The organism is Lawsonibacter sp. LCP25S3_E2, assembly GCF_052117285.1.
Lineage (GTDB): Bacteria > Bacillota > Clostridia > Oscillospirales > Oscillospiraceae > Lawsonibacter.
Genome location: NZ_JBQKJL010000008.1, coordinates 22635 through 44629, shown reverse-complemented (window position 1 = coordinate 44629; position 21995 = coordinate 22635). Strand labels below are relative to the sequence as shown.

Below are 21995 nucleotides of genomic sequence, written 5' to 3'. Positions count from 1 at the left end.
TAGTGTCGTCCTCCTCTTTTATTTGACGATGTTATAGTATTTTGTATTTAGATCCAGGGGACGGAAGGGTTTTCCGCCGTCCTGGTAGAATTTCCCGAAATACTCCAGACACTGAAGTCTCAGGTCGTGGACGTAGCAGCCCAGCAGGTTCAGCGCAAAGTTCAGGGCGTTGCCCACAAAGGAGATCAGGATAAAGATCACGATATTACCAGGAATCGCGCCCAGTGTGTTGAACACCTGTGCAATGACGGACCCGGCCAGCATCAGGGCCATAAGACGGGAATAGGAGAGGATATCGCCGAAATAACCGGTGATATGATTATAGAGAGAACCGAAAATCCCGGTAATCTTTCCAAATCCCGTTCCTGTAATCACAGGGCCGGCCACAACCATAACGCCGCCCAAAATGAGCACCAGGTTGGTCACACCCAGAATGGCCAGGGCCGCTCCGGCAAAGACCACCCACCAGGTGACCTCTTCCCAGATGGCATCCATCACCTGGCCGTCCCGCAGCTTCTTATAGAAGCTGATGGCCATGCCGGTGAGGATCTGGACAAAGCCCAGGCACATAGCGCCCACCAGGATCATCATGGTGTCCTCCAGGGGGGTAAACAGGGCAGGCAGCGCGAAGGTGCTGTCGGGGTTGATGAGCTTCATCAGCTGGGGCAGGAAATCACCGAAGAAGCCACCGGTGACCGCCCCCATGATAAAGGTGCTGATTCCGCACAATACCAGCAGCCCGCACAGGTGACCCATGGTGCCTGTGGGCTTTTTCTTCCACAGTACCAGCGACCCGATGAGGAACATCAAAAGCCCGTACCCCATGTCCGCCATCATGATCCCATAAAAGAGGATAAAGAAGGGGGCCATCAGGGGGTTGGGGTCCAGAGAACCATAGGCGGGCAAGGAGTACATCTCCGTCACCATGTTCAGCGGCCTGGTCAGCGGGCTGTTTTTCAGCTTCACCGGCACCTGAGGATACTCCTCCTGGGCGGGGTCCTCCACTTCATAGGCACAGGGGTAGGCGCTTAGCGCCTGCTTCAGCTGAGGCCAGCTCTCCGCAGGAACCCACCCTTCCAAAAGGAACGTTTTCCCTGTGTTCAGAAGTTTTCCCTGGGACTCCTCCCGGCTGGCATTCACCTGGGCCAGGTCACAAAGGCGCTGGACATTGGGACGGCTGCTGCCCATTCCGGCCAGCTTTTTCCCAATTTCCTCCCGCTCTCGTGCCATGTCTGCCAGTTCATCGGTGATGCGTTTGTCATTTTCCGCAGCGGTTCCCGTCCACTCCCGCAGGTTCGCTCGGGACCACCCCAGATCTTTCAGGGCATCCAGTCCCTGCTGGGCCTGGGAATCATGGCACACGAACAGACAATAGCGCCACTCAGGATCAGCGGACACCTGGGTAAGTTGCGCCAACTCTCCCACCTGCTGCAGGGCGCTCTGAGCCTCTTCCAGGGAAACCGATCCCGGCAGGGTCCCCAGCTGGATGGTCACCTGACTGGTCGAGCTGGTCTCCAGAGACAAGTCCAATCCTAGCCACGGGGCCAGCACAGCCCGCTGGGCAGCCAGCTTTCCTTCCTCGGCATGGATCGCACTCAGGCGGGCATCCAGCCGGTTGATCTCCGCCACACAGCCACGGGCCTGTTGGGCGGCCGCCTCGTCGAAGAGCTCTCCCTCGGCCACTTCAGGCTTTGGGGACAGGAAGCTGCCTTTGGCCGGAGCACTGCGTTTGAGTACACCCAGCGCCCGCTCAGCCTGACTCTGCTCCTCTCTGGCAGCGGAGAGGCCCTGGGTATCCAGCCGGGTCATCTGTCCTTTCAGCTGCTCCCATGCCTCCGCTTCCGGGCCATCCTTCTGCAAGGCTGCCTCGTCCACTTCCACACATCCCATATGTTGGAGCAGACGAAGCACAGCCTCCCGGTCTTCCGCCATGGCTACCAGGCGAAGATGTTTCATTTTCACAATAGCCATCAGCGATTCACAACCTTTTCTACGATCAGTTGGGCCGCCTGATCCAGCCGCCCACGGGCCTGCTGCTTCAAGCTCTGGCAGTCGAGCTCAGCCTGGGCCAGCGCCTTCCGGGTCTCTTCAGCGGCCTGTTCTTCGGCCTGGGCCATCATCTGTCTGGCCTGCGCCTGCGCCTCAGTCCGAGCCTGATCCAGGATCTGACGAGCCTGCTTCTGAGCCTGGGCCAGTTTCTGCTTTGACTGAATGGCCGCCGCTTCACACTGAGCCTTTGCCTGAGCCTCTGCCTGAGTTACCTCCTGAATAGCCTCTAACGCCATAGTCTCACCACCTTCAAATAAAGCGATAAAGCGCTTGCTTATGGTCCATTGTATTTTATCTCGTGAAAAAATGCAAGTGTTATTTTGTTGAGCTTTCACAATCTTTTGTGCAGTTTTTCCCTGTTACGTTACATATTCCGTTGCTTTTGAAGTATTGTTGCGTCTCTATTAAATTATTTTACCCCGTTTTGGAAAAACACATAATTTTCTATTTTTTACATTTTATGGAATGAAAGACAAAGAGCGCCAAACTGCACGCAGCAGCTGGACGCTCTTTCTATTTGGTTCTATTTTCACAGCTCAGGCCATTTTCCTACCCGTTTTCATGGCCTTTGGCCGGTTTTTGCCGGAACGCCCGACAAATTCCAGGATCCCCTTTCGTCAATCCTGCTCCTTCAGCGTGATGCTGTCAGGGTCCAAAAGGCTTTTGCCGGATGCCTGCTCCTCTTCCTGCAAAAACGGCAGCTCCAGGCGCAGTCCCTCATCCGTATAGACGATATAGTCCTGTGCCAAAAACAAACCCGCCAAAACTAAGACCACCGCCACCCCTAAAACAATGGCAATGATCTTTAAAATATCGGTCAGGGTTCTGCGGCCTCGATAGCCACCGTAATTTCCGCCGGACCAGCCCATTTGGTTTCCTCCAATTCCTGTACAAAACCGGTACATTTGGTCTGAAACTATCAATTACATGGGTAGTATAGCAACTTTTGCACACACTGACAACCGCAATTTTTTTAAAAATCTTTTATTTTTTTCTTACATCCGACTTAAATAACCATTCCGCCATCCACACAAAGCACTTGTCCGGTAATAAATCTTGCTTGCTCTCCGGCCAGGAAATAAATGGCGTCAGCCACTTCCTCCGCAGTTCCCATTCTTCCAAGAGGGGTTTCCTCCGCCAGCGCTTCCCGGTCCTCCTGGGTCAGGAAGGCGGTCATCTCCGTCTCAATTGCTCCAGGAGCCACGCAATTGACCCGAATATGGGATGGACCCAGCTCCTTTGCCAGAGCCCTGGTCAGTCCCACCACCCCTGCCTTTGCCGCAGAATAAGGCGCCTCGCAGGAGCCTCCCGTTACTCCCCACATGGAGGAAACCGTGACAATGCTCCCGGCTTTTCGGGAAACCATACCGGGAATTGCGGACCGCAGGACATGGAACACCCCGTCCAGGTCGGTCCCCATGACCTGCCGCCACTGGAGATCCGTGGTATCGGTAAGCAGCTGGATAGGCAACGCGATTCCGGCGTTGCACACCACAGCGTCCAGAGGGCCCAGGGCTTGCTGGGCCTGCTCAACCAACTGCCGGGCCTGTTCTGGATCGGAAACATCGCCCTGAACCAGCACGGCTCTGCTCCCCATCCTGGTCAGCTCCTCTGCCAATGCCTGGGCCTGCGGCAGACTCTTATGATAATGGATGCTCACTTGCCAGCCTCCCTGAGCAAAACGCCGGGCGGTGGCCGCCCCAATGCCTCGGGACGCCCCGGTAATCAGCACATGTCTCTCCATTCTTACCCCTCACGCAAATACGGCCTGCACCAATACCATGTAGAGGCCGGTGGCTCCAAAAATAGACAGCAGGTCATTTCCCTTCCAAAGGTGCAGCAGCACCGCCGTTACCCCCGCCAGCAGCGTAGGCAGCCATCCGCCCAGGGAAGTGAAGGTCACACCCTTCAGGCAATAGACGATCAGCATGGCAATGATGGCCGGGGGCAGCACCTTGCCCAGGTAGAGCACGATTTTGGGCGGATGGTCTCCCCGGTCAAAGAGCAGGAAGGGCAGTGCCCGTGTAAAAAAAGTAACCACTGACATGACAAAAATGGAGGCCAGCGTCTCCAAAGGGCTCAGCGGCATGATCCTTCCTCCTCTCTCACATTGACACATTCCTCATCCCCCAGCCGTCCACGAAGAACGGTCAGGAGAATCACGATCATTCCCAGGGCAGGCAGCAGCATATCATCTGCACCCACCACCAACAAACTCAGCAGGGTGGCTGCGGCGCCCAGAAGTGCGGGCAGGTGGCTGCCCGCCTTCTTCCACTGCCCCACTGCAATCACCAGGAACAGTGCCGTCATGGCAAAATCCACCCCCGTGGTGTCAAAGCCCAAGGCAGAACCCAACACAGAGCCCAGCACAGAACCAGCGATCCAATAGCTGTGGTCCAGCATGGCTACCGCAAAATAATAGCGATGTTCGTCAATCCCCTCCGGCACCTTCGCCGCGCTGAGCAAGGCATAGGTCTCGTCAGTCAGAGAAAAGATCATATAAAATTTTCGCACACCCATTCCCCGGAACTTCTCCAGCATAGACAGTCCATACACCAGATGGCGAAAGTTGATCATCAGCGTCAAAAAAGCCACCTGGCTCAAATGGGCGCCGGTGGCCAAAAGGGAAACTCCCAGATACTGCCCAGAGCCGGCATAAATGGTCAGGCTCATCAAAAACGCCCATCCTACACCATAGCCCGCCGTCTGAAGCATAAGGCCAAAGGCCATTCCAATGGCCAGATAGCCCATCAAAACCGGAACCGTCGCCGGAAAAGCGGCGGCCAGGGTCTTTCGATCCATGAATATCACACCTCATCAGCTTAAGAGATTTCCACTCATTTTACCTGTTTTCTCTCCAGGTTTCAACCCCCTTTTCCCCCTCTTGTCTCCTCTGTCAGTTACATATTTATAAAGATATTGATAATTTTACAGATTGCTCCTTGATTTTTTTGAAAAGCTACCTATAATATTCTCTACTCGAAGTAAAGGGGGCATTTGCCCGCTGTCCGCTGCGAGCATAACACGGAGGATTCCCGCTATGTTGAAACATCTTCTCTTTATCTACAACCCAACCTCTGGAACAGGCAAAATTGCCAGCGAACTGTCCACCGTTCTGGATACCTTTACCAAGGCAGGTTGGCTTACCACGGTATATCCCACCCAGGGAAAAGGCGACGCCGCCCGTGCCGCCCAGGAACTGGGGCCGCAGTTTGAACGGGTCGTATGCGCCGGGGGAGACGGCACGCTCAGCGAGGTCTCCGGCGGGCTTCTGGGGATCGATGCTCCCCCGCCTCTGGGCTACATTCCCTTTGGCTCCACCAACGACTGCGCCGCCACCCTCCACTTGCCAAAGGGCACCAAACGCGCCACTCTTGCGGCCGCCGGTGCCGGAAAGCCCACTTCCATCGACATGGGACTGCTCAACGACCGTCCCTTTGTTTATGTGGCCGCCTTTGGTGCCTTTACGAATGTAGCTTACGACACTCCTCAGGATCTGAAAAAGACCTTCGGCCACCTGGCCTACATTTTTGGGGGAATTGCTTCTCTGCCCACCATCTCTCCCTACCACATCAAGGTGGAATACGACGGCCATGTGCTGGAGGACGACTTCTACTTTGGGATGGTCAGCAATTCTCTTTCCATTGGCGGTATTAAACCGCCCAACAGCGACCAGGTTGTACTGGACGACGGTTTATTTGAGGTCACCCTGGTGAAAAAGCCTCTGAGCCTGGCTGATCTGGCCAACGGGCTTCAAGCTCTGATCAATCTCTCCCCTGCCGACGGGGGCGCACTCATTCAGTTCCAGGCCAGCAGCCTCACCTTCACCTGTGACCGTCCCCTTCCGTGGACCATCGACGGTGAGTTTGGCGGCAGCCAACCCGTCAACGTGATCACCAACCGGCAAAAGGCCCTGCAAATCATTCAAGGCGCATAAAAAACGCCCTGGCTTACGCCAGGGCGTTTTTTCTTTAGTTCAGGATCTCTGCCATATCCATTTCCTGGGCGTCACTCCACAGCCGCTCCAGGTCATAGAACTTTCTGGCCTCATCGGTGAACACATGGACCACTACGCTGGAAAAATCCATCAGCAGCCAGGTGCCATCCCGGTGCCCCTCAATGTGGTGGGCATGCTCTCCCTGCTTCTCTGCTGCCTCCTCACAGGCGTCCGACATCGCTTTCACCTGGGTGTTGGAGGTAGCGGTGCAAAGTACGAAATAGTCTGCCAGGGTGGTCAACTCTTCGGTCTTTAAGACCTTGATGTCCTGCCCCTTCTTACTGTCCAGGGCTTTTGCCAGCAGGGCCGCCAGTTCATAGGAATTCATCCGGTCCGCTCCTTTCTCGTCTCTGATACAATGTTCTCCCCATTTGGGGGATTCATAGCCGGGAACTCCCCCGGCCGGAAGATTGGCAACTTCGGAAAACTAGGCGGCATTTTCCTCGCTCAAGCTGGTATCTCCTCCTGCGGGAGGATTGCTGCCGCCCTGGGAAGCATTGGATGAGCTGGACGCTGCTCCGCCGTTTCCTTCCGGCACATCACCAGGAACCACCGGTTCGCCGGGGACGACAGGATCCACCGGGCCGCTTTCTCCTCCGCCCGTTTCGCCGCCGGAAGGCTCGTTTCCACCTGTGTTCCCATCCGTATTTCCGCCCGTATTTCCGCCCGTATTTCCGCCTGTGTTCCCACCAGTAGTTCCGCCTGTGTTTCCGTCTCCGCTTCCTGTTTCACCGCTGCTCGTCCCCGAGCCGCTTCCGTCAGGCGTTGACGGGTCTCCGGAAATAACAGGATCCTCTGTGGACGTTCCGCTGCTGGAGGTACCGGACTGGTCGGGATTCTCCGGCTCAATAGGCTCCTCGGGCACCTCAGGCTCAGGCTTTACAGACACCTGGGCCCGGCCCATGCTGGGATCGGCCAGGGTGCCATTGGTCACGCCGAAGCTTCCGTCGCTCTTTTTGTACATCAGCTGCAGGTCACTGGCTTGGATATCATCCAAATAAGGATTTATCCCGTCGTTGAGGATCGTCAGCAGTTCGTCCTCAATCGGAACGACCATGGACGCGCCGTTATACCAAACCCCCGTCCAGGGCATGGATACAATGGTCACATCATTCTCCGGGTCCATTCCAACGGCCAGCTCGGCAAAGGCCAGGATATTGCCCACGCTCAGATCCGTATCCACATTCTCCAGGAAAATGTTGGCTAAGGTAGGCAATTTCAACAGCACATCGGGCTGGAGACACTCTTCCAGCACTGCTACCAGGAAATCCCGTTGAATTTCTGTTCGGCCGCTGTCGCCCAAAGAAATGGAGAAGTCGTTATTTTTGCGGAAGCGGACCACCTCCATGGCGTCCTCTCCGTCCAGCAGCCGGTATCCCGCCTTCTGGTGAATGTGCAGATTCTGGGCAGGATCGTCATAGTCCATATCAAAGGGGACCTCAAAATAGACCCCGCCGATGGCGTCTACCAGTTGGCCCACGGCCTCCCACTGGACCATCACATAGAAATCCGGGTAGATGCCGGTAAGCTTGCTGACCTCTTTCTTCAAGGCAGTCATGCCGTTCTCTACCCGCTGTTCCTCCGGCAGGCTCTTGTCCCCCCGGTTTCGGGTGTAGACCGAGTTCAGGCGCTTGCTGCTTGCACTGGTGTTGATCATCGTGTCACGCAGCAGACTGATGGCGTGGATCTCCTTGTTTTTGGTGTCATAGCTCACAAGGATCATGGTATCGGTAGACCCGCTGATCACATCCTGTCCGGCCACCAGGAAGGTGTAGTACCCATCCTTTCGTCCGCTCTTGGCCACATTGGGCAGCTCCGCTCCGTCATATCCCAGTTCCTCTCCGGTTTGAGAGCCGGTCTCCCCCGTGGGCAGATTGGGCACCTCAGGCAGCCTGACCCAGGCGCGAACCGCCAGGAAGACGGCGATCACCAAAACAGCCAGTACCACCAATACCTGAAACAGGCGGTATTTAATCTTTTGTCCCCTGGTCAGCCCCGCTACCCAGGCCTTATGCTGGCGCCAGTAGCTGCCCAGAGAGGTCCGGCGCACCGAGGCCTCACGCTTTCCATGCATATTTTTTTCTGTCATCTTGTTTCAGTCCTCTATTGTTACACCGTGTTCTCTCAGCCAGGTCTGCGCCTGGATGGTATTTTTGTGTACGGGGAGTTTCCGGTCCCTCATCTCTTGAATGGTGGTTTCGATGCCCAGAAGGAGTGCCTGATCCAAATCCCGGTAAGCCAGCTCCCGCAGCCGCTCCACTCCGTCAAAGTCCCGGTTTGGTTCCATGTAATCGGCCACATATAGAATCTTTTCCAGCGTGGTCATATCTGCTTTGGCTGTAGTATGCCAGAAAATAGCCCAAAAAACCTCGTCCGGCTCTCCAAATACCGCACGGGCGATACAGGCTCCGGTTTTGGAGTGGAGCAGCTTCACTGCCCGCTGCTCCAGCTCATCCAGTTCTACCCCATATTGCCGGCACAGGGCAAGCTGTTCGTCCAGTTCCAAATACTTGGTGCAGTCATGGAGGATCCCCGCCCGGCGGGCCATCGTCTCATCGGCCCCCCAGCGTTTTGCCAGTCGGACAGCCTCCTCCTCGGTGCCTCGGATATGTTTGACCCGCTTCTCCTTTACCATGGAATAGGAGCAGGCCCGCAGTTCCGGAACCTCCAAATGTTTTAGGTCGGCATGGGTGCCATAGAGCCCATTCATCAGAATGTAACCGTATACCGAGGGATGGAGATATTCCCCGCCCTCTCCTCTGGCCAACCGCTCCCGCAGCTGAGTAGACGAGATTTCCACCAGGTCCGGCAAGGTCATGGTAACCACCTTTGCCCCATACTGTTTTTCCAAAAAGGCCCGCTGGGGGGCAAAGATTTCCTCTCCGTCCTGTTCCTTCCGGCCAAAGGCACAGATTCCGGCCAGTTTCAAAATCTCTCCTGGGTCGTGCCACTGGTGGAGCGTCAGAAACATATCCGTTCCCATAAGCAGCCACAGCTGGGCATCGGGATATTGCTGATGGAGTGCCTCCAGTGTGTCGGAGGTATAGCTCTTGCCGCACCGCTCCACTTCCAGCCGGGACACCTCCACCACCTGAGGAAGGCGGAGGGCATCCGCCATCTTCTCCACCATAGCCAGCCGGTGCTCCAGGATGGGCGTCTCCTGGGGCAGGTCCTTGTGGGGTGGGACAGCCGCGGGAATCAGCAGCAATTTATCCAGCTCCAAGGCCTCAATCGCTGCCCGTGCCGCTGCCAGATGCCCCAGATGGGGAGGGTTAAAGGTTCCGCCGTAGACGCCGATTTTCATACCGGTACCACCTTTATCACATAATCTTAAGGGCCAACTGCCCGGATTACCTGCTTTTCTTGTCGCTTACCAGTACAATTTTGTCTTTTTTGTCCTTGTTATGGCTTTGACGGTACAGGACAAATTTTGTTCCGATCACCTGCACCACCTCGCTGCGGGTGAGAGGGGCCAACTGCTCGGCCGCCTCTCGGGGGGAGAGCAGAGAATTCTCCAAAACCTTCCCCTTGATGAGCTCCCGCGCCTCCAGAGCGTCGTTGGCCTGTTTGACCAGATTGTCTCCGATGCCATCTTTTCCTACGATTAAAATCGTATCAATGCTGTTGGCCAGGCCCCGCAGCTGAGCGCGCTGCTTGCTTGTCAGTTCTGACATAATTTCGTACTCCTAATTCCAATTTCTAATTCTTGTTCAAATACTCCTTCAGCTTGACCTGAAAGGCCTCCAGTGCCTTTCCCCGGTGGGAAATGGCGTTCTTTTCTTCTGCAGTCAGCTGAGAAAAGGTCTTTTTTAAGCTAGGCACGAAGAATATGGGGTCATACCCAAAGCCGCCCTCCCCCATAGGGGCAAAGGCGACGGTCCCCTCGCACTCCCCCCGTGCAGAGAGCACATCTCCATTGGGGAAGCAGCAGGTAATGACCGAAACAAAGCGGGCCGTTCTCGGCATTTGGCCCTTCATATTCTCCAGCAGGAGCTGGTAGCGCTGTACGTCGTCCAGACCTTCCCCGCCGTACCGGGCGGAGTAAACGCCGGGGGCGCCCCCCAACGCATCCACACATAGACCCGAATCATCAGCAATGGCGGGCAGTCCGCTGGCCTCCATCACGGCTTTGGCCTTCAGCAGAGAGTTTTCCTCAAAGGTGGTCCCGGTCTCTTCCACCTCCACATCCACACCAGCCTCTGCCTCAGAGCAGACCTCAATGCCCAAATGGGAGAGAATATCGTTCATCTCCACCAGCTTCTTTTTATTTTTGCTGGCCAGCACCAGTTTCATGTGCTCCCCTCCTACTCTTATGCGCCCAGAATTTCCTTCTGGATGGCCTGGAGCTTGGAAATGCCCTCGCGGCACAGCTCCACCAGCTTCTGCTGCTCCTCCAGGGTGAAGGGGCGCTCCTCGCCGGTGCCCTGGATCTCGATGAGACGGCCCTGGTCATCCATGACACAGTTGAGGTCCACCATGGCGGCGGAGTCTTCCTCATAGCACAGGTCCAGCAGGGGCACGTCGTCCACAATGCCTGCGGACACCGCGGCCACATAGCCGCTGACCGGGTACTCAGAGAGCTGGCCCTTCTCTATCATGTTTTGGAACGCCAGCATCATGGCCACAAAGCCGCCGGTAATGGATGCGGTACGGGTGCCCCCATCTCCCTGGAGCACATCGCAGTCGATGGTAATGTTCCAGGGGCCCAGCTTCTTCCGATCCACCACAGAGCGAAGGGCCCGGCCAATGAGGCGCTGGATCTCGGCGCTGCGTCCGTTGAGCTTCAGCTTGGAGATGTCCCGGCGGGACCGCTCCCGGTTAGCTCGGGGGAGCATGGAATACTCAGCGGTCACCCAACCCTCCCCTTCGGGGACGTGGCGGGGGGGCTTATCCTCCACGCTGGCGGTACACAGCACATGGGTGTTGCCGCAGCGAATGAGGCAGGAGCCCTCAGCAAACTTGTTGATATTGGGAATGATCTCCACCGGACGCAGCTCATTGGCTGCCCGGCCATCAATTCTGGACATAAAAGACTTCCTCTCCGCAATTTTTCCCATATTGTATCATAATTCGACCCAGGAAGGTATAGATAGAATGTAAATAAACGGGGGAATTTTTCCCGTTCTTGTGTCGGCTTTTCAATCGGCCAGTCCAAACAGCACGCCCAAAAGCAGAAGAACCAGTAAAATTCCAAGTCCAGCTAAATTCTCCCGGCGCTGTTCAACACTTACACCCTCACCCCACAGGCGCATAGAGCGCAGAACATTTCTCACACCGTCCCGGCGAATCCAGCGCACAATTTGAAGGGCCAGAAGGATTGCAAACAGCCGCCAGCTCCAGTATTCCACGGGCTCCCACCTCAATTATATAAGTGCCTGGGCAAATTCTGCGGCATCAAAGGGCTTAAGATCATCCACGCCCTCGCCCACGCCGGCAAACTTCACCGGCACACCCAGCTCCTTGGCGATGGCAATGGCGATGCCGCCCTTGGCGGTGCCGTCCAGCTTGGTGAGGACAATACCGGTAATTCCGGCGGCCTCCTTAAACTGTTTAGCCTGGATGAGACCATTTTGTCCGGTGGTGGCATCCAGCACCAGCAGGGTCTCCCGTGCACTGCCGGGCAGCTCCCGGTCGATGACTCGGGAGATCTTGTTGAGCTCGTTCATCAAATTCTGCTTATTGTGCAGCCGCCCGGCAGTATCCACCAGCACCACATCGGTGCCCCTGGCTTTGGCGGCGCTCATGGCGTCAAAAACTACGGCGGCGGGGTCGGCCCCCTCGTGCTGCTTGATGATGTCCACCCCGGCCCGGTCGGCCCAGATGGTCAGCTGCTCGGCGGCAGCGGCCCGGAAGGTATCGGCGGCACAGAAGAGGACCTTCTTCCGCTCTCCCTTCAGCTGGCGGCCGATCTTGCCGATGGTGGTGGTTTTCCCCACTCCATTCACCCCGATAAACAGCACCACGGAGGGACGGGTGGACAAATTGAGAGCGGTCTCTCCCGCGCTGAGGGCATCGGCAATGACCTCCACCATGCAGCTTCGGGCCTCCTCCAGGGTTTTAATGCCCCGCTGGCGCACCCGGCTTTTCAGCTCTTCCACCAGCTCCAGGGTCACATCCATACCTGTATCCGCCAGAATCAGAGACTCCTCCAGCTCATCATAGAAATCGTCGTTGAGCTCGGAGCCGAAGCTGGCAAAGATGTTGATCTTTTTCAGTTTATCAAAAAAGCCCATAGGTTGTTTCTCTCCTTATTGTTCCACTTTCTCCCCACAATAGGGGCAGTACTGCCCCCACTGGAAGGAATCGTTCAATTCCTCCCCGCAGAAGGGACAGAAGGCCGGAGTATTCTGCGCGGGCCCCGGCTTTTCCACCTGCTCCGTCAGGCCGGGGCCTCCGGGACCTGCAGGTTCCCCGTGGCCGGCAGGCTCTTGCGGGATGGCCGCACCCAGTGCGGCAAACACCAGCTTAATGCCTACAAACAGCACGATGATCAGGGCGATGAGGCCCACAATGGGCAGCCAACCCTGCTTCTTTTGTTCTGATTCGTTCAATATCCTTCCTCCTTGGAGCACATTACCGAATATTCAGTTCTTTTTCCACATCGTTCAGGTTGATAGTCAGCATTCGGCTTACGCCCTGCTCCTGCATGGTGACGCCGTAGAGGATATCGGCCTCCTCCATGGTGCCGCGGCGGTGAGTGATGACGATAAACTGGGTCTTATCCGACATGGCGCGCATATAGTGGGCAAACCGCACCACATTGTTGTCGTCCAGAGCGGCCTCGATCTCATCCATCACCACGAAGGGGGTGGGGCGTACCTTTAAGATTGCAAAGTACAGCGCGATGGCCACAAAGGCCTTCTCTCCGCCGGAGAGAAGGGTAATGATCTTCAGGGCCTTGCCCGGAGGCTGGACCTTGATTTCAATGCCGCAGTTGAGGATGTCATCCGGGTCCTCCAACTCCAATGTGGCCTTGCCGCCCCCAAAGAGCTCCACAAAGGTCTGTCCAAAGGCTTCGTTAATGGTCTTGAACTCCCGTGCAAAGATAGTTTTCATCTCCGCGGTAATTCCGGTGATGATCTCCTCCAGCTCCTTTTTGGCCCGGTCCACATCATCCCGCTGGTCGGTGAGATAGGTGTAGCGCTCATTGACCCGCTGGAATTCTTCAATGGCTCCCACATTGACATTGCCCAGGGCAGAAATAGAACGCTTCAGCTCGGCAATGCGGCGGCTGGCCTTCTGAACCGATTCGATCTCAATGCGCTGCTGCTTGGCTGCCTCGTGAGAGAGCTCATAGTTCTCCCACAGCTTGTCCAGCAGCTGCTTTTCCTCCATGGATGCGGACACCCGCCGCTGATCCAGACGGGAGACCTCGCCCTCGGTCCGGAGCAGCTCCTCGTTGAGGCTTTGGCTCTCTCGGGTGGACTTCACCCGCTCTCCCTCCAGCGCCAGCTTCTCCTGGTTCAGTCGGGCCACTGCCTCATTTTGGGCCCGGTTCTCCTCCTGAAGGTTGGACAACGCCGCCTGCTTTTCCTGAATTTCCAAAGCAAAGCTCTCATTTTTGCTCTCATAGTCGGCCATGAGAGCCTGGCTCTGGGTACGGTCCCCAGCCATGCTGGCCTTCAGGCTCTCCAGCTCGTGAAGGCCCGAACGGGTGGCCTCCCGTTCTGCCTCCAGGGCAGCCTGGGCGGCGGTGAGCTCGGCGGCCTGCCGTGCGATGCGGGCCGAACGCTCCTGCAGATCACTTTGTCCCTTGGCCTTTCCTTCCGCCTCGCTCTTCAAGGCGGCAGCCTCTCCCTCCAGCTCCTGGATCCGAATCCGGGCGGTCTGGGTATCCTCTTCGATCTGGCCGGAGCGGCTCTTCAGCTGCTCCAGCTCCTCCCCCAGGCTCTCCTGCTGGCTCTCCAAGTCGGCGACCACGCTGCGGCAGTGGGAAACCTCACCCTCCGCCTTCAAAATGGTATCCTCCCATTGGCGCAGCTGGTTCTGGGCAGTCTCCAGCTCATAGCGGGCGGCAGTGGTCTCCCGCTCTGCTTCGGCCAGATCCCGGCCTCCCTGGGCCACTTGGCTTCGAATGTCCTCCAGCTGTTTGCCCAGCCGCTCCAGCTCGTTGGCCCGGCTCAAAATACCGGCGCTGCGGCTGGCGGAGCCGCCGGTCATCGAGCCGCCGGGATTGAGCACCTGGCCGTCCAGGGTGACAATCCGGAATTTATAGCCGTACTTCCGGGCCACGGCAATGGCACTATCCAGGTTTTCCATCACAGCCACCCGGCCCAGCAGGTTGGAAAATACATTTTTATATCGGGGATCGAAGCTGACCAGCTGGTCACCTACGCCCACAAAGCCAGGCTCTCTCTGAAGGCTCTGTCCCTCCCGCAGCTCTCCCGGACGGATGGAGCTGAGGGGCAAAATGGTGGCCCGGCCGGCATCCCGGCGTTTCAGATATTGGATGACGGCCTTGCCGTCCTCCTCCCGGTCCACCACGATATTCTGCATGGCGCCGCCCAGGGCGGTCTCAATGGCCACGGTGTACTGGTCAGGCACCTTCAAAAGGTCGGCCACCGGGCCGTGGATGTGTTGAAGGGTCCCCCGCTGGGCCTCCCCCACCACCAGCTTTACCGCTTTGGAATAGCCCTCGTGCATCTGCTCCATTTCCCGGAGGAGCTTCATCCGGGAAGTAAGTGCGTTTTCCTCCATCTGGAGCTTTACATGGCGGTCTTTGGCCTCGTTCGCCTTCTTTTGCCGGGAATCCATCCGGAGCTGATAGCCGCTGATGACGTTCTTCACCGCGTCCCGCTCCTCCAGGGCATCCTCATAACGTTTCCGGGCGGCTTTGCTGTCTCCCCGCGCCTGCTCCAGGCGCTGCTCCAACTCGCTCAGTTCCCGGCGCACGTTCTCATCCCGGTCCAGCACCTCCTGGGCGGCGGCGGCCAGGGCGGAGAGCAGTGCCTTGGCTTCGGCAGCCCCAGCACTTCCCAGGTCCGCCTGGCTGCGCAGCTGCTCCAGTTCCTGGGCCAGGGTCCCGGCAGACTGGGCAGCCTCTTCCGCCTCCCGGCTTTTCTCCTCCAGCGCAGACCGTCCCTGCTCCAGCTGCTGTTCAATTTCGCAAAGGCGCTCCCGACGCTGCTCGATCTGGGCGGAGAGAGATCCCTCTCGTCCTTCCTGCTGCTCCAAGTCCGCACGGATGCGCTGCGCGGACTCCTGGTTGTGGGCAATGTTGCTTTGAAGAACGGCAATGGCCGACTCCAGCTCGTTCATCCTGGCCTGGCGGCCCTGAAGCTCAAAGCGCAGCCGGTCCGCCTCCACATCCTTCTCCCGCATCTGCTGAGAGAATTGTTCCGCGGCGGCGTAGGCCTTCTCCTGCGCCACCCGCACCTCTTCCCGCTGACGCACTGCCTCCTGATAGTCGGCTTCCAGCTTGATATTGTTGGTGCGGATACGCTCCAGAGTATCCAGCCAAACGGAAATTTCCAGCCCCCGCAGTTCATCCCGGAGGACCAGAAACTTCTTGGCCTTTTCACTCTGCTCCCGGAGCGGCTCCACCTGGTACTCCAGCTCAGAAATCTTGTCGTTGATGCGCACCAGATTTTCGTCCGTCCGCTCCAGCTTGCGCTCCGCCTCTTCCTTCCGGTGGCGGTAACGGGAGATTCCCGCCGCCTCTTCAAACACTTCCCGGCGGTCGGCGGATTTGACAGACAGGATCTCATCAATCTTGCCCTGACCGATGATGGAGTAGCCCTCCCGGCCCAGTCCGGTATCCATAAACAGCTCGTTGACGTCCTTAAGGCGGACGGAACGGCGGTTGATATAGTACTCGCTCTCTCCTGAGCGGTAGTACCGCCGGGTGACCATCACCTCAGACTCCTCCATATCAAAGATATGGGAGGTGTTGTCCAGCACCAGGGAAACCTCGGCATAGCCCGTCTGCTTGCGTTTGGCAGTGCCGCCGAAGATGACGTCCTCCATTTTTCCGCCCCGCAGGACACGGGTGGACTGCTCCCCCATGACCCAGCGGATGGCATCCGAGATATTAGATTTACCCGAGCCATTTGGACCCACAATAGCGGTGATGTCCTCGCCAAAGGTCAGCACCGTCTTGTCGGGAAACGACTTGAAGCCCTGGATTTCCAATGCTTTTAAGTACAAAAAGGCCACCTCGCATCTTCCGCAAACACATAGTCTGTCTTCGCGTCAGTTCCTGAATTCAGACATAGCAATAGATAATATATTATAGCAAAAACCCTGTTCCAATGCAATCGCCCAAGCTTTCTCAAACTATTTTTTCTCAATTTTATAAAAATCTTAATCTTCTCTTCAGCCCGCTTTTTTCTCCCCCCGCTATCATACCATTAGAAGCTCATTGGGGAGGGAACACAATGTCAGAACGTACCGTTTATATTCTGTTGACCCGGTCCGGGACCTGGTTTTCCCGGCTCATCCATTTTGCCACCCAGGACGACTATACCCACGCCTCCATCGGTCTGGCGGGGCCAGAGGGACCTTTTTACAGCTTCGCCCGAAAACATCCGCACTTTGCCCTCCCCGCCGGGCTGGTAGAAGAGCAGATCTCTGGCAGGCGCTGCATCCCCTGCTGTCTATTTACCCTACAAGTCAGTGATCAAACCTATTTTCAGCTCCAAAAACGGCTGCGGAACATGTACCGGCAGAAGGAACACTACCACTATAGCATCTTGGGGGCATTTGCCTGTTTTTTGAATCTGCCGCTCCAGCGCCGCCGCCATTACTTCTGCTCTCAGTTTGTGGCCGACCTGTTGGAAACCTGCCATGCGGTGGAACTGCCAAAACCGCCTACTCTGGTACGCCCCGCAGACTTTTGTTCCATGCAATGTCTGACCCCTGTGCACCGGGGATTGCTGGCGGGACTGTCCTCCCTCAGGCCGGCATAATTTTTTGAAAAAAGGGGTTGACTTTGCAGAAATATCTGCTATAATATCGTTTGTCGCCGCGAGTGTAGCTCATCTGGTAGAGCGCCACCTTGCCAAGGTGGAGGTAGCGAGTTCGAGCCTCGTCACTCGCTCCATGTAATGGAGATATACCATTTGGTATGTCTCCATTTTTCTTTTTCCCCGAGAACTCGCTACCTCCACCAACTATGCGGGGTAGCCGCATAGTTTTAAATCTGAGGTGGGGCCCCACAAAAGCGAAGCTTTTGTGGGTACGGAAGCGAGTTCGAGCCTCGTCACTCGCTCCATGCAATGGAGATGTACCATTTGGTATGTCTCCATTTTTTCTGCACCGTTCTCTATTTTAAAAGGAGGACATCCCTTTTGGGATGTCCTCCTTATTTGCTGTGTATGGAATATTTCTTACTTCACGGGAATCACAGCGGCTGTCTCTCCATCATATTCGCTGACACAGATCTCTTTGTTCAGCTCCTCTCCCGCTTTGGAGATCTCCACACCTTCATTGACGCTGTAATTGTCCTGCACCTGTCCCGGAGCCAGTGCATTCTCTTCGCTGCTGGTGGTAAAAGATCCCACCTGCTTGCCTTCCTCCTCCATGGACACTGTGATTTCCCACTGCTCTGCGCTACCTGTCACTTCCACACACAGTTTAGTATCCTGAGGAGTGGTCTTTTCATAGACATAGGTTCCCTGCTCTGCCAATGCCTGCGTAATGTCCCGTTCTTCCTCATCCACGATCAGGATCGCCTGCCCATCCCGGTTTTCCACATTCACCTCAGGAATACTTAAAACTGTGATGGACTCGCCTTCGCTGGTAACCATTTCCTGGCGGTACTCATCTACCCGTACAACCGTTGCGATTTGTACAAATAGCTCCTGCACGGCCTCGGGGTTGGCTGCACCTACCCCCACCACCATCATAGCCACAGCGGCAGCCGCAATCAGAGCAGCCCGGAACGGGCGGCGAACCTTTTTCTCTTTGGCTTGTGTCATTACAATCATTTCCTCCAATTTGTCTTGTGGGACAGTCATCTTCCCACATGCTTCACGATAAACCTGCGGATCGAACATAATGAGATCCCTCCCCTTCTCCATCGTCAGAAAGCTCTTTACGCAGACGGGCCCTGGCCCTGAGCAGCCAGGTCTGCACCGTGGAGGGGTTGGCCCGGAGCGCAGCAGCTACCTCCGCCACCGAACACCCCTCATAATAATAGAGATAAACGGTCAGGCGGTATTTGGTCTCCAGACCCATGACCGCCCGCATGAGCTCGGCCCGCTGGCCATCCTCTGGCGCCGCCTGATCATGCCACTCCTCCAGCGGAACCGATGTGCGCCGCCAAAAGGAGCGTAAAAGCTTACGGCTTTCATTTACCGATACCCGCAAAAGCCAGTGCTTCAGATGCTCCTCGCTCTCGAATTCTTTGTCACATTCCAGCAATCTGAGCAGCACCGTCTGCATAATATCCTCAGCGTCCGCCTGATTCTTGACCGCATGATATGCGACCCGATAAATGGTATCGCCATAGGCCTGCGCCGCTTGTCGAAACGTTTCGTCTGTCACAGCTGCCACCTCCTTGGAACTCTTTTTGGAAAGGCCTTTCATCCAGTAATATCCATGACAGAAGCAAAAAATCCCACTCCTCTGTAAAAAATTTGAGCCGCCGAAACCCGGCGGCCCAAACGTTACGACAGCAAAATGCGGTCGTTGTCCAGATTTTTCCCTGCTCCCACTCGGAACTGCTCCAGCAGATCGTTCACTGTCATATGGCTTCGCTGCTCTCCCTGTACATCCAGAATAATATTTCCATTATCCATCATCAGGGTCCGGTTGCCCAGCTCCAGCGCCTGATGCATATTGTGGGTAACCATCAGGGTGGTGATGTGGTGCTCCGCCACCACGTCACGGGTGATGTTCAGCACCTTCTCTGCAGTAGCCGGGTCCAGCGCGGCGGTGTGCTCATCCAGCAAAAGCAGCTTTGGGGGAACCATGGTGGACATGAGCAGGGTAAGCGCCTGCCGCTGTCCGCCGGACAACAGCCCCACTGGCTGTTTCATCCGGTCCTCCAGTCCCATATCCAGCTTTGCCAGCTGATCCCGGAAAAAGGCCAGATCTTTTTTGGTAATACGGCTAAAGTAGGCGTGCTGGTTTTTGGCGGTACGAAGATAGGCCAGGGCCAGATTTTCCCCAATGGTCATATGAGGAGCGGTCCCCCGCATGGGGTCCTGAAACAGGCGGCCCATCTCCCGGCTGCGCCGGTATTCCGGCTTAAAGGTAATATCCTCTCCGGACAGCCGAATGGATCCCTCGTCCACATAAAATGCTCCGGCAATGGCATTGAACAGGGTGGATTTCCCTGCCCCGTTGGAACCCACAATGGTGACAAAATCTCCCGGCTCCAGGTGGAGGGACAGCCCGGACAACGCTTTTTTCTCGTTCACGGTACCTGGATTAAATGTTTTGGAGATGTTTTGGATATCCAGCATATCACTCCGCCCCCTTTCCGGCTCTGGCCGCTGCCTTTCTCCGCTGGAACGCAGCCCACTTTTTGATACTGGGCGCCGCAATGGCCAGGGCCACGATAATAGCGGTGACCAGCTTCATGGCCTCGATGGGGAACACCTTGGAGCTGAGGGCTACGGCATAAATTAACCGATAAATCATGCTGCCTACGAAAACAGACAGCGCCCCCCGGAGCATAGAACCCCGGCCCAGAACGGTCTCCCCGATAATCAGACAGGCCAGACCAATGACCACCATACCGGTTCCGATGTTCACGTTGGCACTGCGCTGCGCCTGGCCTACCAGAGCCCCAGACAGTCCCGTGAGGGCATTGGCCACACACAGGCCCACCGTAATGGTGAAGGTGGGATTGATGGAGGACGCCCGCACCATATCCCGATTGTCTCCCGTTGCCCGGATGGACAGGCCCAGTCTGGTTCCCAGAAACGCCACCAGCAGCAGAGCGGCAGCTACCGTGATCACTCCGGCCAGGATGATCTCATACCAGCTTCCTCCAATTCCCAGGTCCCGGAACATGTGAAAAATGGTTCTCTGCTTGATGAGGCTGGCATTGGAGGTCCAGCCCATCGCCATCAGGTTGACGGTATATAGACCTGTGTTGGTAATGATTCCTGCCAAAATGGAGGGGACTCCCAGCTTCGTTTGGAGCAGCGCAGTGACAAACCCAGCCGCCGCCGCACTGAGCATGGCCAGCGGGATGGCTAAAATAGGATGGCCTGCCGCACATACCGTTACAGACACCGCAGCCCCCAATGTAAAGGAACCGTCAGTGGTCAGATCCGCAATGTCCAGAATTCGGTAACTGAGAAACAGGGCCAGAGCCACCGGTGCATAGAGAAAGCCCAGCTCCAGAGCAGTCTGAATGATGTAGAGCATCGTCTTTTCTTCCTTTCAGGCCCATTCCCCCGGCTTGCGCCGGGGGAATGGCATTGTTCCTTCGTCTTTTCAATCACTCAGTTCTCGGTGGTAACCACTTCCACCACTTCGCCCATGTCGGAGAACACCGAATAGTCCAGGTTCATGGCAGCGGCAGTCTCCGTGTTGACGGTGATGATGCCGCCCTGGGACAGGTAGTAGTCCTCCTTGCCCTCCATACCATTGGTCAGCATTTCATAGGCCAGGTCCGCAGTCTCAGCACCCAGGAGTGTGTAATTCACGCCGCAGGTAGCAAAGGCACCGTTACGAACAAAGGAGTCGGCCCCGGTGTAGTGGGGAATCCCAGCCTCGATCAGATCGGGGGCGATAGCCAGCTCAGCAGATTGAATCTTGTTGTCCGTGGGGGTAAACACCGCGTCTACGCCAGCGGCAATCAGAGCGCCGGCAGCGGCCACCACCTCATCGTCACTGTTGGCGGTAAACTCCTCATAGGCAATGCCCTTGCCGTCCAAATACTCCTTGGCCTCCGCAATGGGGGTAACGGAGTTGGGCTCGGACAGAGAATAGAGCAGCCCCACCTTCTTCGTCTCCGGGTTCTGCGCCAGCATCATGTCCAGAATAAACGAGGTATTCAGGGCATCACAGGTACCGGTCACATAGTCAATGTCCAGCAGCTCCGCCTGAGCCGGGTCGCTGACTGCGGCGTAAATAACAGGGGTTTTGGTCTCCTCCGCGGCCACCGTCATCAGCTGGGCGGCGGTAGTAGCAATGGGAATGATGGCAGACACACCATCGGAAATCACCTGGGCACCAATCTGATTGAGCACCGTCTCATCCCCCTGGCCGGAGTAGACCTCGTACTCGATAGGGGTTCCCGTCTCCTTGGAAATCTCGTCCAGGCGGGCAACCACTGCGTTGCAAATCTCATCCAGAGAGGGATGGTCCATCTGCTTCACCACGGCAATCTTGAAGGCCGAATCCCCGGAAGCGGAGCCAGATCCGGAGGGGGCGGAAACAGCGGAGGAGCCGGAACTCTGGCTGCCTGCACCAGCGCAGGCACACAGGGAGAGGGTCATGGCCAGGGCGAGAGACAGGGACAGGACTTTCTTCATGGTGTTGTTCTTTTTCATAATAGTTACCTCCATTATTGGCCCATTTGGGCTTAATTTGGTTTGGGTGGGTGATGGAGGGGCCGCTGCCAACGGCCTGATTTGGAATAAAAAAACGCCCCTGTCCCCCACATGGGACAAGAGCTTTACTCCTGCGATACCACCCAAATTGATGTATAAAACATCCGCTCGCTTCACGCGCCATCACGCGTGCCCGATGGATAACGGGTGGGTCCCCGTCGGCATCTACTTGGTTGCCCGTTCAAGCCGCCCTCGAAAGTCCATTCACTCGGCCGCTCCCCGCCCTGATCCCACCACCCAGGGCTCTCTGAAGGTTTGCTGCACCGGCTACTAATCTTTCTCATAGGTTTCAATGCTGTTTGGTTGTTGGGGCTATTATAGTCGCTGTCTTTTCCCTTGTCAAGGCCTTTTTTTCATTTACTGTAAAAAAGATTTTCCAAATCTTAAATGCAAATCAAAAGGGCGGACTCCAAACGGAGTCCGCCCTGAGCGGTTTT

The 21995-nt window shown here is 56.4% G+C and carries 23 protein-coding genes, 1 tRNA gene and 1 other annotated feature; of the genes, 3 read left to right on the top strand and 21 right to left on the bottom strand.

From position 1 onward, the window contains the following. Positions 1-18 precede the first annotated feature (18 nt). The 6 genes from ACTQ3R_RS08760 to ACTQ3R_RS08735 form a co-directional block, all read right to left on the bottom strand. On the bottom strand, positions 19-1971 hold the full coding sequence (locus tag ACTQ3R_RS08760) for a V-type ATP synthase subunit I (protein ID WP_441778753.1): 1953 nt from the start codon (positions 1969-1971) through the stop codon (positions 19-21). Further along, entirely contained in the window at positions 1971-2285 is a 315-nt protein-coding gene (locus tag ACTQ3R_RS08755) for a hypothetical protein (RefSeq protein ID WP_441778752.1), read from the bottom strand. The genes ACTQ3R_RS08760 and ACTQ3R_RS08755 overlap by 1 nt, the downstream gene beginning before the upstream one ends. 381 nt (positions 2286-2666) lie before the next feature. After that, positions 2667-2918 (bottom strand): hypothetical protein, encoded by a 252-nt coding sequence (locus tag ACTQ3R_RS08750; protein WP_441778751.1) that lies wholly within the window; start codon positions 2916-2918, stop codon positions 2667-2669. A gap of 137 nt (positions 2919-3055) precedes the next feature. Continuing rightward, positions 3056-3793: an elongation factor P 5-aminopentanone reductase gene (ymfI, locus tag ACTQ3R_RS08745; protein WP_441778750.1), complete on the bottom strand. Its 738-nt coding sequence runs from the start codon at positions 3791-3793 to the stop codon at positions 3056-3058. A 9-nt stretch (positions 3794-3802) separates the two neighbouring features. Beyond that, a complete protein-coding gene (locus ACTQ3R_RS08740) occupies positions 3803-4138 on the bottom strand; it encodes a branched-chain amino acid transporter permease (RefSeq protein ID WP_441778749.1) in 336 nt (111 codons plus the stop codon). Continuing rightward, complete coding sequence (locus ACTQ3R_RS08735; RefSeq protein ID WP_441778748.1) at positions 4129-4851, bottom strand: AzlC family ABC transporter permease; 723 nt, start codon at positions 4849-4851, stop codon at positions 4129-4131. Before ACTQ3R_RS08735 ends, ACTQ3R_RS08740 begins: the two co-directional genes overlap by 10 nt. Positions 4852-5089: 238 nt before the next feature. Between ACTQ3R_RS08735 and ACTQ3R_RS08730 the strand changes: the two genes are divergently transcribed. Then, on the top strand, positions 5090-5986 hold the full coding sequence (locus ACTQ3R_RS08730; RefSeq protein WP_441778747.1) for a diacylglycerol/lipid kinase family protein: 897 nt from the start codon (positions 5090-5092) through the stop codon (positions 5984-5986). A gap of 34 nt (positions 5987-6020) precedes the next feature. On the opposite strand, the gene rsfS is transcribed toward ACTQ3R_RS08730, so the two are convergent. The 10 genes from rsfS to smc form a co-directional block, all read right to left on the bottom strand. Further along, positions 6021-6374 carry a ribosome silencing factor gene (gene rsfS, locus ACTQ3R_RS08725; RefSeq protein ID WP_441778746.1) on the bottom strand — a complete coding sequence of 118 codons (354 nt, stop codon included), beginning with the start codon at positions 6372-6374 and terminating at the stop codon, positions 6021-6023. 99 nt (positions 6375-6473) lie between these two features. Further along, a complete protein-coding gene (locus ACTQ3R_RS08720) occupies positions 6474-8135 on the bottom strand; it encodes an LCP family protein (protein WP_441778745.1) in 1662 nt (553 codons plus the stop codon). 6 nt (positions 8136-8141) lie between these two features. After that, the gene (gene nadD / locus ACTQ3R_RS08715) at positions 8142-9350 is read right to left on the bottom strand and encodes a nicotinate (nicotinamide) nucleotide adenylyltransferase (RefSeq protein ID WP_441778744.1); all 1209 of its coding nucleotides are present in this window, start codon (positions 9348-9350) and stop codon (positions 8142-8144) included. 46 nt (positions 9351-9396) lie between these two features. After that, a complete protein-coding gene (locus ACTQ3R_RS08710; RefSeq protein WP_441778743.1) occupies positions 9397-9720 on the bottom strand; it encodes a YhbY family RNA-binding protein in 324 nt (107 codons plus the stop codon). Between the two features lie 25 nt (positions 9721-9745). Next, positions 9746-10339 (bottom strand): XTP/dITP diphosphatase, encoded by a 594-nt coding sequence (locus tag ACTQ3R_RS08705; RefSeq protein WP_441778742.1) that lies wholly within the window; start codon positions 10337-10339, stop codon positions 9746-9748. 17 nt (positions 10340-10356) lie between these two features. Then, positions 10357-11073, bottom strand: coding sequence for a ribonuclease PH (gene rph, locus ACTQ3R_RS08700; protein ID WP_441778741.1), 717 nt, complete (start codon positions 11071-11073; stop codon positions 10357-10359). Between the two features lie 111 nt (positions 11074-11184). Then, positions 11185-11394: a hypothetical protein gene (locus ACTQ3R_RS08695; protein WP_441778740.1), complete on the bottom strand. Its 210-nt coding sequence runs from the start codon at positions 11392-11394 to the stop codon at positions 11185-11187. Between the two features lie 15 nt (positions 11395-11409). Next, positions 11410-12279 (bottom strand): signal recognition particle-docking protein FtsY, encoded by an 870-nt coding sequence (gene ftsY, locus ACTQ3R_RS08690; RefSeq protein ID WP_441778739.1) that lies wholly within the window; start codon positions 12277-12279, stop codon positions 11410-11412. Between the two features lie 15 nt (positions 12280-12294). Then, a complete protein-coding gene (locus ACTQ3R_RS08685; protein WP_441778738.1) occupies positions 12295-12597 on the bottom strand; it encodes a zinc ribbon domain-containing protein in 303 nt (100 codons plus the stop codon). A 22-nt stretch (positions 12598-12619) separates the two neighbouring features. Beyond that, the gene (gene smc, locus ACTQ3R_RS08680) at positions 12620-16192 is read right to left on the bottom strand and encodes a chromosome segregation protein SMC (RefSeq protein ID WP_441792694.1); all 3573 of its coding nucleotides are present in this window, start codon (positions 16190-16192) and stop codon (positions 12620-12622) included. Between the two features lie 230 nt (positions 16193-16422). Here smc and ACTQ3R_RS08675 point away from each other — a divergent pair, with 230 nt between their 5' ends. Both ACTQ3R_RS08675 and ACTQ3R_RS08670 read left to right on the top strand, forming a co-directional pair. Further along, positions 16423-16953, top strand: coding sequence for a hypothetical protein (locus ACTQ3R_RS08675; RefSeq protein WP_441778736.1), 531 nt, complete (start codon positions 16423-16425; stop codon positions 16951-16953). 58 nt (positions 16954-17011) lie between these two features. Then, positions 17012-17087, top strand: a tRNA-Gly gene (locus ACTQ3R_RS08670). A gap of 286 nt (positions 17088-17373) precedes the next feature. Here the strand turns inward: ACTQ3R_RS08670 and ACTQ3R_RS08665 are convergent. The 5 genes from ACTQ3R_RS08665 to ACTQ3R_RS08645 all read right to left on the bottom strand — a co-directional run bounded on the left by ACTQ3R_RS08665 (position 17374) and on the right by ACTQ3R_RS08645 (position 21498). Beyond that, positions 17374-17964: a hypothetical protein gene (locus ACTQ3R_RS08665; protein WP_441778735.1), complete on the bottom strand. Its 591-nt coding sequence runs from the start codon at positions 17962-17964 to the stop codon at positions 17374-17376. Between the two features lie 52 nt (positions 17965-18016). Beyond that, complete coding sequence (locus ACTQ3R_RS08660; protein ID WP_441778734.1) at positions 18017-18532, bottom strand: RNA polymerase sigma factor; 516 nt, start codon at positions 18530-18532, stop codon at positions 18017-18019. 122 nt (positions 18533-18654) lie between these two features. Then, positions 18655-19455 (bottom strand): ABC transporter ATP-binding protein, encoded by an 801-nt coding sequence (locus ACTQ3R_RS08655; protein WP_441778733.1) that lies wholly within the window; start codon positions 19453-19455, stop codon positions 18655-18657. A 1-nt stretch (position 19456) separates the two neighbouring features. After that, entirely contained in the window at positions 19457-20368 is a 912-nt protein-coding gene (locus ACTQ3R_RS08650) for an ABC transporter permease (RefSeq protein WP_441778732.1), read from the bottom strand. Between the two features lie 77 nt (positions 20369-20445). After that, positions 20446-21498 carry an ABC transporter substrate-binding protein gene (locus tag ACTQ3R_RS08645; RefSeq protein WP_441778731.1) on the bottom strand — a complete coding sequence of 351 codons (1053 nt, stop codon included), beginning with the start codon at positions 21496-21498 and terminating at the stop codon, positions 20446-20448. A gap of 109 nt (positions 21499-21607) precedes the next feature. Beyond that, positions 21608-21851: a binding site (T-box leader), on the bottom strand. Positions 21852-21995: the final 144 nt, after the last annotated feature.

Bases quoted from the DNA above. Each gene is read 5' to 3' on its own strand.
- ACTQ3R_RS08755 (WP_441778752.1), bottom strand. From the start codon at position 2,285: ATGGCGTTAGAGGCTATTCAGGAGGTAACTCAGGCAGAGGCTCAGGCA.
- ymfI (WP_441778750.1), bottom strand. From the start codon at position 3,793: ATGGAGAGACATGTGCTGATTACCGGGGCGTCCCGAGGCATTGGGGCG.
- ACTQ3R_RS08705 (WP_441778742.1), bottom strand. From the start codon at position 10,339: ATGAAACTGGTGCTGGCCAGCAAAAATAAAAAGAAGCTGGTGGAGATG.
- ACTQ3R_RS08730 (WP_441778747.1), top strand. From the start codon at position 5,090: ATGTTGAAACATCTTCTCTTTATCTACAACCCAACCTCTGGAACAGGC.
- ACTQ3R_RS08710 (WP_441778743.1), bottom strand. From the start codon at position 9,720: ATGTCAGAACTGACAAGCAAGCAGCGCGCTCAGCTGCGGGGCCTGGCC.
- ACTQ3R_RS08750 (WP_441778751.1), bottom strand. From the start codon at position 2,918: ATGGGCTGGTCCGGCGGAAATTACGGTGGCTATCGAGGCCGCAGAACC.
- ACTQ3R_RS08740 (WP_441778749.1), bottom strand. From the start codon at position 4,138: ATGCCGCTGAGCCCTTTGGAGACGCTGGCCTCCATTTTTGTCATGTCA.
- ACTQ3R_RS08720 (WP_441778745.1), bottom strand. From the start codon at position 8,135: ATGACAGAAAAAAATATGCATGGAAAGCGTGAGGCCTCGGTGCGCCGG.
- ACTQ3R_RS08655 (WP_441778733.1), bottom strand. From the start codon at position 19,455: ATGCTGGATATCCAAAACATCTCCAAAACATTTAATCCAGGTACCGTG.
- ACTQ3R_RS08665 (WP_441778735.1), bottom strand. From the start codon at position 17,964: ATGACACAAGCCAAAGAGAAAAAGGTTCGCCGCCCGTTCCGGGCTGCT.
- ACTQ3R_RS08645 (WP_441778731.1), bottom strand. From the start codon at position 21,498: ATGAAAAAGAACAACACCATGAAGAAAGTCCTGTCCCTGTCTCTCGCC.
- rph (WP_441778741.1), bottom strand. From the start codon at position 11,073: ATGTCCAGAATTGATGGCCGGGCAGCCAATGAGCTGCGTCCGGTGGAG.
- ACTQ3R_RS08675 (WP_441778736.1), top strand. From the start codon at position 16,423: ATGTCAGAACGTACCGTTTATATTCTGTTGACCCGGTCCGGGACCTGG.
- rsfS (WP_441778746.1), bottom strand. From the start codon at position 6,374: ATGAATTCCTATGAACTGGCGGCCCTGCTGGCAAAAGCCCTGGACAGT.
- nadD (WP_441778744.1), bottom strand. From the start codon at position 9,350: ATGAAAATCGGCGTCTACGGCGGAACCTTTAACCCTCCCCATCTGGGG.
- ACTQ3R_RS08760 (WP_441778753.1), bottom strand. From the start codon at position 1,971: ATGGCTATTGTGAAAATGAAACATCTTCGCCTGGTAGCCATGGCGGAA.
- ACTQ3R_RS08650 (WP_441778732.1), bottom strand. From the start codon at position 20,368: ATGCTCTACATCATTCAGACTGCTCTGGAGCTGGGCTTTCTCTATGCA.
- ftsY (WP_441778739.1), bottom strand. From the start codon at position 12,279: ATGGGCTTTTTTGATAAACTGAAAAAGATCAACATCTTTGCCAGCTTC.
- ACTQ3R_RS08735 (WP_441778748.1), bottom strand. From the start codon at position 4,851: ATGGATCGAAAGACCCTGGCCGCCGCTTTTCCGGCGACGGTTCCGGTT.